This is a genomic window from Nonomuraea ceibae (assembly GCF_019396325.1).
Classification (GTDB): Bacteria; Actinomycetota; Actinomycetes; order Streptosporangiales; family Streptosporangiaceae; genus Nonomuraea; species Nonomuraea ceibae.
This window is the reverse complement of the sequence record NZ_JAHKRO010000091.1, coordinates 25,126-36,187: the sequence shown is the minus strand read 5'-3', so window position 1 is coordinate 36,187 and position 11,062 is coordinate 25,126. Positions and strand designations below refer to the sequence as shown.

The 11,062-nt window shown below is 71.6% G+C and carries 11 protein-coding genes; 7 read left to right on the top strand and 4 right to left on the bottom strand.

The window, feature by feature from the left end; translation table 11 throughout:
* Window positions 1-103: 103 nt before the first annotated feature.
* Together KME80_RS37135 and KME80_RS37130 are read right to left on the bottom strand one after the other, a co-directional pair.
* A complete protein-coding gene (locus KME80_RS37135; RefSeq protein WP_308126089.1) occupies window positions 104-919 on the bottom strand; it encodes an ABC transporter permease in 816 nt (271 codons plus the stop codon).
* On the bottom strand, window positions 916-1,917 hold the full coding sequence (locus tag KME80_RS37130) for an ABC transporter substrate-binding protein (RefSeq protein WP_219512136.1): 1,002 nt from the start codon (window positions 1,915-1,917) through the stop codon (window positions 916-918). Before KME80_RS37130 ends, KME80_RS37135 begins: the two co-directional genes overlap by 4 nt.
* Before the next feature lie 516 nt (window positions 1,918-2,433).
* On the opposite strand from KME80_RS37130, the gene KME80_RS37125 reads away from it, so the two are divergent.
* From KME80_RS37125 to KME80_RS37095, 7 genes are all read left to right on the top strand, one after another.
* Window positions 2,434-5,190, top strand: a complete 2,757-nt coding sequence (locus KME80_RS37125; RefSeq protein WP_219512134.1) for a sensor histidine kinase — start codon at window positions 2,434-2,436, stop codon at window positions 5,188-5,190.
* The gene (locus tag KME80_RS37120) at window positions 5,187-5,609 is read left to right on the top strand and encodes a roadblock/LC7 domain-containing protein (protein WP_219512126.1); all 423 of its coding nucleotides are present in this window, start codon (window positions 5,187-5,189) and stop codon (window positions 5,607-5,609) included. Before KME80_RS37125 ends, KME80_RS37120 begins: the two co-directional genes overlap by 4 nt.
* Window positions 5,610-5,667: 58 nt before the next feature.
* Entirely contained in the window at window positions 5,668-6,015 is a 348-nt protein-coding gene (locus KME80_RS37115) for a DUF742 domain-containing protein (RefSeq protein WP_049565051.1), read from the top strand.
* A gap of 13 nt (window positions 6,016-6,028) precedes the next feature.
* On the top strand, window positions 6,029-6,589 hold the full coding sequence (locus KME80_RS37110) for a GTP-binding protein (protein ID WP_219512166.1): 561 nt from the start codon (window positions 6,029-6,031) through the stop codon (window positions 6,587-6,589).
* Between the two features lie 101 nt (window positions 6,590-6,690).
* Entirely contained in the window at window positions 6,691-8,067 is a 1,377-nt protein-coding gene (locus KME80_RS37105) for an aldehyde dehydrogenase family protein (protein ID WP_219512117.1), read from the top strand.
* A 3-nt stretch (window positions 8,068-8,070) separates the two neighbouring features.
* Window positions 8,071-8,514, top strand: coding sequence for a DUF3598 family protein (locus tag KME80_RS37100; RefSeq protein WP_219512109.1), 444 nt, complete (start codon window positions 8,071-8,073; stop codon window positions 8,512-8,514).
* Window positions 8,511-9,509, top strand: a complete 999-nt coding sequence (locus KME80_RS37095; RefSeq protein WP_219512108.1) for a nitrilase-related carbon-nitrogen hydrolase — start codon at window positions 8,511-8,513, stop codon at window positions 9,507-9,509. The genes KME80_RS37100 and KME80_RS37095 overlap by 4 nt, the downstream gene beginning before the upstream one ends.
* Before the next feature lie 4 nt (window positions 9,510-9,513).
* Here the strand turns inward: KME80_RS37095 and KME80_RS37090 are convergent, their stop codons facing one another.
* Together KME80_RS37090 and KME80_RS37085 are read right to left on the bottom strand one after the other, a co-directional pair.
* Window positions 9,514-10,290 (bottom strand): ABC transporter permease, encoded by a 777-nt coding sequence (locus KME80_RS37090; protein ID WP_219512098.1) that lies wholly within the window; start codon window positions 10,288-10,290, stop codon window positions 9,514-9,516.
* On the bottom strand, window positions 10,287-11,054 hold the full coding sequence (locus KME80_RS37085) for an ABC transporter permease (protein ID WP_246646379.1): 768 nt from the start codon (window positions 11,052-11,054) through the stop codon (window positions 10,287-10,289). Before KME80_RS37085 ends, KME80_RS37090 begins: the two co-directional genes overlap by 4 nt.
* Window positions 11,055-11,062: the final 8 nt, after the last annotated feature.

Genomic DNA, 11,062 nt, shown 5'->3' with positions numbered 1-11,062 from the left:
GAGCTGGTCGAGGGAGGTGTCCAGGGCGCGGGCGAGGGTGACGAGCTGGTCCAGCGCGAGGCGGCGTCGGGGAAGCGGCCGCGGGCCGGGGGCGGTGGGGCGGTCATGAGAGGCCTCCGTTCCGGGCGTGGTGCCAGCGGAAGAGCCGGCGCTCGGCGGCCACCAGGAGGGCGTTGACCACGACGCCGAACAGCCCGACCCAGACGACCCCCGCCAGGATGTCGTCCATGCGCGCCGGTACGGCGATGCCCGCGAAGTAGATGAACACGCCGACGCCCTCTCCCCGCCCGGCGACGATCTCGGTGCTCACGGTCAGGATGAGCGCGACGCCGGTGGCCAGTCTGAAGCCCGTCATGATGAACGGCGCCGCCGAGGGCAGCGAGACCCGCCACAGCACTGCCAGCGGGCCGAATCCGTACGACCTGAGGGTCTCCTTGGCGACGGGGTCGACGCCGCGCAGGCCGTACATCGTGTTGTAGAGGATGGGCCACAGCGCCGCGTAGATCACCAGGGTGACGCGGAGCTGCAGGCCGGTGCCGATGACGAGGGCCACCAGCGGGATGAGGGCCACCGACGGGATGGGCCGCATGAACTCGACGATGGCCCGGGTGGCGGAGTCGATCACCGGGACGCTCCCGAGCAGCAGGCCGAGCGGGACGGCGACGAGGGCGGCGATGCCGAGGCCGATCGCCCAGGCGAGCATGCTGGTGGCGGCGTGGGCGCGGAATGCGGGGTCGAGGAGCAGCCCGCCGGCCCGCTGGAGGATCTCCGAGGCGGGCGGCAGGAAGGCGGCGGAGACGAGCCCGGCCCGGCCGAGCGCTTCGAACAGGGCGGCGAAGACGAGTGCCCCGGCCGCCCGGCGCGTCCACCGTGCGGTGGCCGTGTTCGGGCGGTCGCGGACGAGGGCGGGCGCGCTCACCCTGACGTGGTGGGGGACATCAGCGAGGCGACGTCGATCTCCTTGGTGAGCCACTTGGCTTCGTGCATCCAGTCGGCGACCCGCTGCAGCCGCACCGGGTTGTCGGAGCTGGAGAACAAGGGGAACGTCACGGTCGCGGCTGTGGCCTTGTCGATCTGGGTGAAGTTGGGCAGCACGTCGGCCACCACCTCACGGTTGTTCTCCATGAGCTTGGCGGCGTTGTGGAGGGCGCGCTGGAACGCCGCGGCTGTCTTGGGATATTTGTCGTACCATTCCTGAGTACTGACATAGCCGGAAATGGGGAATTCGGCCGCGGGTCCTGAGGCCGGATCCAGGATCTTTCTGGCGCCCATTGACGAGGTCGCGGCGGTGACCATCGGCTCGCCGAGATAGGCCGCGTCGAGCTGGCCCTTCTGCCAGGCGGGCATGATGTTCTGGAACGTCACCTGAACGTACTTGATCTTCGCCGGATCGATGTTGTTGGCCTTCAGGACCTGCGTGAGCGCGAGCTCCTGGAAATTGTGCAGAACGTTCACGTTGATCGTCTTGCCTTCGAGGTCCTTCGGCGACCTGATCGGCGAATCAGGCAAAGCCATGATGCTCAGGGAGTCCGGGGCCGCGCGGGAGCCTTCGGCCAGGATGCGCAGCTTCAGCGCGCCTTGGTCGTGGGCCTGGAACATCGACACGTAATTGCCGAACATGGCGTCGATCTCGCCGTTGAGCAACATCGGAATGGCCTCGGGCGACGCCTGCACGATTTGCGGCGTGACCTTGAGTCCTTCCTTCTCGAAGAGCTTCTGGTCAATGGCCACGTACATGGCCGCGGTGTCGATGGCCGGCAGGCCCGCGACCTTGAGCTCCGTCTTCTCCAGGCCGCCCGCGTCGGCGGCGGTGGAGGACTTCGGAGCGGCGGACTCCGGCTCGGCGGTGCAGGCGGCGATTCCCAGCGCCAGGGCAAACCCGATGACGGCGACTCTGCTGGAACGGGCAAGCCTCATGTCGGGGACTCCTTTCACGAGGGGGGTGTGGAGCCTGGAGGGGTAGGGGGGTGCTGTTACTCACGGGACGTGTGCCGTACGCACAACAAGCACTGACGGTAGCACCACATGGGGCGTCATCATCGCAAAAATAACATCTGTGGTTGCAAGGTCAGTTTGGCGCTATATCGTGGTCAATGACCCCATGAATTTCCAGTCTAGGTGCTTTTGCCTGATTTGGTGTGGTTCGTGAGAGCCGTGCCGTGAGTGAAGGGAGGGGCGGCAGGCGGGGCTGTCTGTGGCGATGGCGAGCGATCTTTTGTTGGGGCAAATACCCAATGAATGAGTCAATGCTGAATTCATAGTGTTTGGTGGTGGTAGTCGCCGTATGCTCAAAAGGCCCTCATCTCGATTTCACATAGTGCCCCCCACGGTCATCGAGATCCCCCTCAGGGGCGAGAGGTTGCGAAAGCAGTGAGTACGCAGAGCGCTGGTGCTTCCGTTGACCACGAGCCGCACGGCCATCAGAAGCGCAAGGTGCCCCGGCCGGCCAGATTCGGCCTGGGCAACTGGCATGTCCGATCACGCCTCGTCGCGCTGATCGTGGTCCCGACGGCGGTGGCGGTCGCGCTGGGTGGCCTGAACGTGGTCACCTCGCTCAGCGACGCCAACACCTACCAGACACTCAGAGAGGTCGCCGAGTTCAGCGAGAGCCTCGGCGCCGTCAGCCACGACCTCGCCTCCGAGAGGGACGAGACCGCGCTCTACATCGCCCAGGGGCGACCTCCGGCCAAGGAGCCACAGCTCAGAGGCACCTACGCCGGAGTCGACGACCTCATCGGGGAGGCCAAGCGGAGCGCCCAGTCGATCAACGACTCGCACGGTGACGCCGTACGACCCGTCCTGCGCCGCCTGGAGGAGATCTCCGCGCTGCGCGAGACGGCGGTCAAGGGCAAGATCCAGCCCCTGCCGATGATCGAGAAGTACACCCAGATCATCGCCGCGCTCGTGCAGTTCCACGACCAGGTCGGCCAGGTGGCGGTGGACGAGCAGGTCGCGCACAGCGCCGGCGCGATGGCCGCGATCGCCCGGGCCAAGGCCCAATCGTCCAAGCAGCGCGGCATCCTGGCCGGAGCCCTGGACAACAAGGCGTTCGACGCGGGCGAGCTCGACTCGCTCACCGCCGCCAAGGCGCGCGAGGAGAGCGAGGTGACCCTGTTCGGCACGCTGGCCACGCAGGATCAGCTGGAGCTCTACCGCAACACCGTCGTCGGCCGCGACATCGACCAGACCGACCTGTTCACGCTGCGGGCGATGGCCCAGTCGGCGGAGAACAAGCCGCTCAGCATAGGCAGCCGCGACGTGGCCACCTGGTTCGACGTGAGCACCGGCAAGATCGACGCGTTGCGGAACGTGGAGAAGAGCATGTCCGCCTCCGTCATCCTGCGCGCCCGCGCGCTGGAGGACGCGGCCAACAGATCGGCGCTCATCTCCGGCGTGCTCATCCTGATCCTGCTGGCCGTGGTGATCGCGATCATCTCGCTCATCGCCCGCTCGCTGATCAGGCCGCTGCGCAAGCTGCGGGGCGAGGCGCTGGAGGTGGCGGGCAAGCGGCTGCCCGAGACCGTGCGGACGCTGCGCGAGAGCGGCGACGGCGCGGTCCCGGCGGTGGCGCCGATCGGCGTCACCACGCACGACGAGATCGGCGAGGTGGCGCGGGCGTTCGACGAGGTGCACCGCGAGGCGGTCCGCCTGGCGGGGGAGGAGTCCCGCCTGCGCTCGAACGTCAACGCGATGTTCGTGAATCTTTCACGGCGTTCGCAGACGCTGGTGGAGCGGCAGATCACCCTGATCGACGGGCTGGAGCAGGGCGAGCAGGACGAGCAGCGGCTCGGCAACCTGTTCAAGCTCGACCACCTGGCGACTCGCATGCGCCGCAACAGCGAGAACCTGCTGGTGCTGGCCGGCCAGGACCCGCCGCGCCGGTGGAGCCAGCCGGTCAAGCTGGTGGACGTGGCCCGCGCCTCCCTGTCAGAGGTCGAGAACTACGAGCGGGTCCTGCTCCAGGTCCCCGACGGCATCTCGATCGCCGGGCAGGCCGTCAACGACATCATCCACCTGCTGGCCGAGCTGGTGGAGAACGCCCTGTCGTTCTCGCCCAGGGAGACGCGTGTCTCGCTGTCCGGGAGCAGGATCGACGGCGGCGGCGTCATGCTGTCCATCACCGACTCCGGCATCGGCATGACGCCGGAGGAGCTGGCCCAGGCCAACGACCGGCTGACCGACGCGCCCAGCATGGACGTGTCGGTGTCGCGGCGGATGGGCCTGTTCGTGGTCGCCAGGCTGGCCCACCGGCACGGCATCCGCGTCCAGCTCAGGCCGCACGGCGCGGGCGGGCTCACCGCGATGGTGCTGGTGCCCGAGTCGCTGCTCGCCCAGTCGCCCGCGCTGGCCGGCGCGTCCAGCGGCCCGCAGGAGGAGCCCTACACCGGGCCGCAGCCGGCGCCCATGCCCTACCAGCTCGGCCCCGGCCACCCGTCCTACCCTTCCTATCCGTCCAACCCCGAGGGCCCCGGCTGGCCCGCCCCGCCCTGGCCGCCCGAGCAGCGCGGCCTCACCGGCAGCGGCTGGCCCGCCGACCCGCGCGGCAACAGCGGCAACAGCGGCGGCTTCGACTCCGCCGACGTGTGGATGCCCCCGCGCCCGCCCGGCGCCGGCAGCTCCGGGGGCTGGAACGGCTCGTCGGGCTCGCCGCCGCTGCCCCGGCGGCCGACGCCCGGCCCGCAGCTCGGCGACTGGACGCAGGCCGAGCGTCCCGACCCGCCGCTGCCGCCGGAACGGCCCAGGTACGACCTCCCCGAGCCGGAGAGCCCGGCCGGCAAGCCCGCCTCCGCCGGTGACGAGTACCTGCCGATCTACGCGGCGGTCGAGTCGGCCTGGTTCGAGCGGGGCGGCAGCGCGAGCTGGAGCTCGTCCAAGGCGGACGAGGGCTGGTCGGCCGCCAAGGCCGTGGTCGAGCCCGTGCGCGACGGCGCGACGGCCGCCGGGCTGCCGAAACGGGTGCCGAAGGCCAACCTGGTGCCCGGCTCGGCCGAGACCGCGACGGCCCCGTCGGGCGTCTCGCCGGTGCCGTCCGTGTCGCCGGACCGGGTGCGCTCCCGGCTGTCCAGTTTCCAGCAGGGCTTCCGCGCCGCCCGCGACGACATCAACGGCGGCCGCGCGAACGCCGGACCCGGATTCGGCCCGCCGCCCCGCTCCGCGGACGGCGGGGAAGGCCGCGAGGAGGAATCATGAACGAGCTGAGCCATGCCGCCCGTGGCGTGGACTGGTTGATCACCGATTTCGTGAGCACCGTCCCCGGTGTCGCGCATGCGGTGGTGGTGTCGTCCGACGGGCTGCCGCTGGCGGCCTCGTCGGGGTTCCCGGCGGACCGGGCCGACCAGCTCGCCGCGATCGCCTCCGGGCTCGTGTCGCTCACCGCGGGGGCGGCGCGGGTGTTCGAGGGCGGCGCGGTCAACCAGACGATCGTGGAGATGCAGCGGGGGCTCATGCTGATCATGTCCATCTCGGACGGGTCCTGCCTGGCCGTGCTGGCCGCTCCCGACTGCGACATGGGACTGGTGGCGTACCAGATGACATTGATGGTCGAGCGCGCCGGACAGGTGCTCACGCCGGCGGTGCGCGCGGAGCTGCGCGCGTCCCAGACCAGGTGATGTGGTGACGGATCCACGATGGAACAGCGGCGGCTGGGAGCCGGAGTCCCAGCCGCGGCTGCAGGCCGACCCGGCCTCGCCGGTGCGGCCGTACGCGGTGACGGGGGGCCGCACGGCCCCCCGGGTCAAGCTGGCGATGGAGGCGCTGGTGTCGTCGGCGACGGCCGAGCACCGGGAGTTCTCGCACATCACGCCGGAATACCAGGCGATCTCCCAGCTCTGCCGGCAGGTGCGCTCGGTGGCCGAGGTCTCCGCCCTGCTGCGGATCCCGCTGGGAGTGGTTCGCGTGCTGATCGCGGATATGGCGGCGGAGGGCCTGGTGCGCGTGCACCAGCCCGCGCTGGACGCCGGTCAGCCGGATGTCGACTTGCTGGAGAGGGTGCTCAGTGGACTACGCAGGCTCTAGTTCGGGCGTGGGTCTGACTTCGACGAAGATCGTGGTGGCCGGTGGGTTCGGCGTGGGGAAGACGACGTTCGTGGGGGCCGTTTCGGAGATCATGCCGTTGACCACCGAGGCCGTGATGACCGACGCCTCGGCGGGCATCGACGACCTCGGCATGACGCCGCTGAAGTCCACCACCACCGTGGCGATGGACTTCGGCCGGGTGTCGCTCGACCGTGACCTCATCCTCTACCTGTTCGGCACGCCGGGGCAGCACCGGTTCTGGTTCATGTGGGACGACCTGGTGCGCGGCGCCATCGGCGCGGTCGTGCTGGTCGACACCCGGCGGCTGGCCGACAGCTTCCCGGCCATCGACTACTTCGAGGAGGCCCAGCTCCCCTTCATCGTCGGCGTCAACGGCTGGGACGGGCAGTACCCGCACAGCGACAGCGAGGTCCGCGACGCGCTCACGCTGGCCCCGCACATCCCGCTGATCCGGCTGGACGCCCGCTCCAAGGACTCGGTCAAGGGCGCGCTCATCCACCTGGTCGAGCACGCACTCAACATCAGGACCGCGGTGCCGGGCTGGAGCGGCTGAAGCCGTTGACGCGCCGCCGCCGGCATGATCACAATGGCGGCGGATCGCCTCCAGTCCGAGGGAGCACGCAGCATGGCCGCAGTCCGGGGCACGGCCCTGTCGTGATCAGGAACCCGCTCACCGGGCGGCCGGACCGGCCGCTCGCGCCCGTCCCGCCGGACCGGCTCGCCGCCACTGCGGCCGAGCTGCGCGCGCTCGCCCCCGCGTGGCGGGCCGCCGGGCGCGGCCCCGTCCTGACCCGGTTCGGGCAGGCGATCGCCGCCGACGACGACCTGCTCGCGGCGCTGGTGGCCGACACCGGGCGGGTCGCCGAGTCGGTGCTGGAGCGGCAGATCGTGGCCGGTCTCGTCGACCGATGGGTACGGGCGGCGCCCGCGCTGCTGGAGCCCCCGGCCGAGTTCCCCGCCTCGCTGCCCGGCGTCTTCGTCGGCGGCGACGCGGTCCCGTACGACCTGGTGGGGGTGATCAGCCCGTGGAACTTCCCGCTGCTGCTCGGCCTCATCGACGCGGTGCCGGCGCTGGCCGCCGGGTGCCCGGTGCTGGTCAAGCCGAGCGAGGTGACGCCGCGCTTCATCGAGCCGCTGATGCGGCTGGTGCCTGACGAGCTGCCGCTGCGCGTCGTCGAGGGCGACGGCGAGACGGGCGCCGCGCTGGTGGGGCTGGCCGACGCCGTCGTGTTCACCGGCAGCGTGCCGACCGGGCGGCTGGTGGCCGAGGCCGCCGCCCGCGCGTTCGTGCCCGCCTTCCTGGAACTGGGCGGCAAGGACCCGGCGATCGTGCTGGCCGGCGCCGACCTGGACCGGGCGGCCTCGGCCGTGCTGTGGGGCGGCACGGCCAACGCCGGGCAGTCCTGCCAGTCGATCGAGCGCGTCTACGTCGAGCGGCCGGTGCACGACGAGTTCCTGGACCTGCTGGCCGGCAAGGCCGCCAAGGTGGGGCTGACCTGCGAGGGCGGGCCGATCGGGCCGATCATCGGGCCCGGCCGGGAGGACGTGATCGCCGCCCATCTGGCCGACGCGGTGGCCAAGGGCGCCGTCGTGCACACCGGCGGCACGGCCGAGCGCCACGGCGGCGGCCACTGGTTCCGGCCCGCCGTGCTGTCGCGCGTCGACCACTCGATGCTCGTCATGACCGAGGAGACGTTCGGGCCGGTGCTGCCCGTCATGGCGGCCGACGACGCCGACCACGCGGTGGCGCTGGCCAACGACTCGGTCTACGGCCTGTCGGCGGCCGTCTTCGCCGGCTCGGAGGAGCGCGCGCTGGCCGTCGCCGCCCGGATCAGGGCGGGCGCGATCAGCGTCAACGACGCCGCTCTGACCGCGCTCGTGCACGAGGGCGAGAAGCACTCCTTCCGCCTCTCCGGCCTCGGCGGCTCACGCATGGGCGCCGCCTCCATCGGCCGCTTCCTGCGCCGCAGGGCCTTCCTGGTCAACCGATCCCACGCCGCCGACCCCTGGTGGCACCCGAGCGAGGAGTGAGAGATGGGACTGCGCGCCGAGATGCCGCTGCTGGCGCGGCACGAGGGCGAGTGGGACGGCACGTACGTGCACGTCGACGCCGACGGCACGGTCGTCGACCGGCACCGCGCCCAGCTCACCTGCGCCATCGTGGACGACGCCGTCTACCACCAGACCAACCGCTACACCTGGGACGACGGGCGCGCCGAGGTGCACGAGTTCCCCGGGACCTACCTGGGCGGCGGCCGGTGCGGCTTCGACACCGACCGGCTCAAGGGCGAGTTCTGGGAGCTCGACGGGAGCAGCATCTACCTGTCGTGGCAGTTCAAGGCCGAGGGGGAGGACCTGAGGCTGTTCGAGCTGATCGTGCTCAGCGACGACGGCGACACCCGCAGCCGCGTCTGGCAGTGGATCAAGGGCGGCGAGGTCGTCCGGCGCACGCTGATCAACGAGCGCAGGGTCGGATGACGGCGCTGCGCGCGCTGGCGCTCCAGCTGGAGACGCGGGCGGTCAACGACGCGGCCGACCCGCGCGCCGCGATCGGCGCGGCCGTCACCCGGATCGACCGGCAGGTCGGCGCGTCCAAGGCGTGGATCGGGCCGGACCTGCGGCTGGTGGTGCTGCCCGAATACGCGCTGACCGGCTTCCCGCTGCGGGAGAGCCTCGGCGAGTGGCGGGACAAGGCGGCGCTCGCCCCCGGCGGCCCCGAGTACGCGGCGCTGGCCGGCGTCGCCCGGCGGCACGGCGTGTTCCTCTGCGTCAACGCCTACGAGAGCGACGAGCACTTCCCCGAGCTGTACTTCCAGGCGTCGGTGATCTTCTCCCCCGAGGGCGAGCCGGTGCTGCGCTATCGGCGGCTGCACTCGATGTTCACCCCGAGCCCGTACGACGTCTGGGAGCGCTACCTGGAGGTGTACGGGATCGACGGGGTGCTGCCGGTCGCCGAGACGGAGATCGGCGTGCTCGCGGTGGTCGCCTCCGAGGAGATCCTCTACCCCGAGCTGGCCCGCTCGCTGGCGCTGCGCGGCGCGGAGATCATCTGCAACCCGACCTCCGAGGCGTCGTCACCGGAGCTCACCCCCAAGGCGATCGCCCGCCGCGCCCGCGCCGTGGAGAACCTGGCCTACGTGGTCTGCGCCAACAGCGGCGGCCTGAGCGGGATCGCCATCCCCGGCGACTCCACCAACGGCGGCTCGGAGATCGTCGACCCGGAGGGCCGGGTGCTGGCCAGGGCCGGGGCGGGGGAGTCGCTGGTCGCCGCCGCCGAGCTGGACCTGGCCGCGCTGCGCCGGCTGCGCCGCAGGCCCGGCATGGGCAACCTGCCCAGCCGGGTCAAGTCGCGGCTGTGGGCCGAGGAGTACGGCCGCCACGACGTCGAGCGGCCCGGGGCGCTGACCGGCGCCCCGGACCGCGCCTGGTTCGCCGCCCGCCAGCGCGAGGTGATCGAGCGGCTGTACGGCTGACCGCTCAGGCGCGGGCGCCGTGGTGCCAGCGCAGCACCAGCCGCTCGACGGCCAGGAACCCCGCGTTCAGCAGCACGCCCAGCAGGCCGAGCAGCACGATCCCGGCCCACATCGCGGGGATGTCGAACTGGCTCTGCGCCTCCAGCAGGCGGTGGCCGATGCCCTCGGTGCTGCCGTACAGCTCCGAGATCACCATCATGATCAGCGCCAGTGACACGCTGAGCCGCAGCCCGGCGAAGATCTTCGGCGCGGCGGCGGGCAGGATGATCCGCAGCAGCCGGGCGCCCGGCCCCATCCTGAACACCAGGCCGGTCTCGACGTACTGGCGGTCCACGTACCGGCTGCCGTCCATCGAGTTGATCAGCACCGGCCACACCACGCCGTACACGATCGAGGCCACCTGCATCGGCGTGCCGATCTCGAACAGCAGCAGGAACACCGGCAGCAGCGCCGACGGCGGCACCGAGCGGCCGAAGTGCAGCAGCGGCTCCACCAGCGCCGACAGCGTGCGCGAGCGGCCCAGCGCGACGCCGAGCACGACGCCCGCGAGCGCCGCCAGCGCCCACCCGCCGAACAGCCGCGCGAGGCTCGGCAGCAGGTCGGCCACCGCCTCGTCCGTCAGGAACAGCCGCCCGGCCGGTCCGGAGAACCACAGCTCCCGCAGCCGGGGCACGATCACGCTCGGCGGCGGGAAGTAGACGGCCTGCGCCGCGCGGGCGGCGAACTCCCAGGTCAGCGCCGCCACCGGCAGCATCCAGTACCAGCCCAGCCGGGCGATCATGACGTCTCTCCCGTCCTGGCGTGGTGCCAGCGGAACAGCCGCCGCTCCCCGGCCGTGAACAGCAGGTTGGCGGCCAGGCCGAGCACGCCCGCCCACACCGTCGCCGCCAGCACCCGGTCGGTGCGGGCGGCGCTGCCCGCCTGCACCAGGTAGGCGCCGATGCCGCCGTCGCCGCCCGCGATCAGCTCCACGCTCACCGCCACGATCAGCGTCACCCCCACCGCGATGCGCACCCCCGTCGCGATGAACGGCGCCGCGCTCGGCAGCGACACCCGCACCGCCACCGCCACCGGCCCGAACCCGAAGGCCCGCAGCGTGTCCTTGCCCAGCGGGTCCACGTCCGCCAGGCCGTACAGCGTGTTGACGAGCAGCGGCCACGCGCACGTGTAGACGATCAGCGATGTCTTGGCGTCGCCGCTGTCGGGGAACAGGAACATCGCCAGCGGGATCAGCGACACCGACGGGATCGGCCGCAGGAACTCCACCAGCGGGCGCGCCGAGCGCTCCACCACCGGCACCGTGCCCAGCAGCAGCCCCGCCGGCACCGCCACCGCCACCGCGATCAGCAGCCCGGCCGCGCACGCCGACAGCGTGATCAGCACGTGCCGCAGGAACTCGCCGTCCGCGGCCAGCTCCACCGCCGTCACCAGCACCACGGAGACGTACGGCAGCGCGTCGCGGTCGATCAGGCCGATGCGGCCCGCTGCCTCAAGCAGGGCGAGGAAGCCCAGGACACCGGCGGTGCCCAGGACCCCCCGCCTCATGCGCGCTC

Bases quoted from the DNA above. Each gene is read 5' to 3' on its own strand.
- KME80_RS37130 (WP_219512136.1), bottom strand. From the start codon at position 1,917: ATGAGGCTTGCCCGTTCCAGCAGAGTCGCCGTCATCGGGTTTGCCCTG.
- KME80_RS37120 (WP_219512126.1), top strand. From the start codon at position 5,187: ATGAACGAGCTGAGCCATGCCGCCCGTGGCGTGGACTGGTTGATCACC.
- KME80_RS37100 (WP_219512109.1), top strand. From the start codon at position 8,071: ATGGGACTGCGCGCCGAGATGCCGCTGCTGGCGCGGCACGAGGGCGAG.
- KME80_RS37095 (WP_219512108.1), top strand. From the start codon at position 8,511: ATGACGGCGCTGCGCGCGCTGGCGCTCCAGCTGGAGACGCGGGCGGTC.
- KME80_RS37090 (WP_219512098.1), bottom strand. From the start codon at position 10,290: ATGATCGCCCGGCTGGGCTGGTACTGGATGCTGCCGGTGGCGGCGCTG.
- KME80_RS37085 (WP_246646379.1), bottom strand. From the start codon at position 11,054: ATGAGGCGGGGGGTCCTGGGCACCGCCGGTGTCCTGGGCTTCCTCGCC.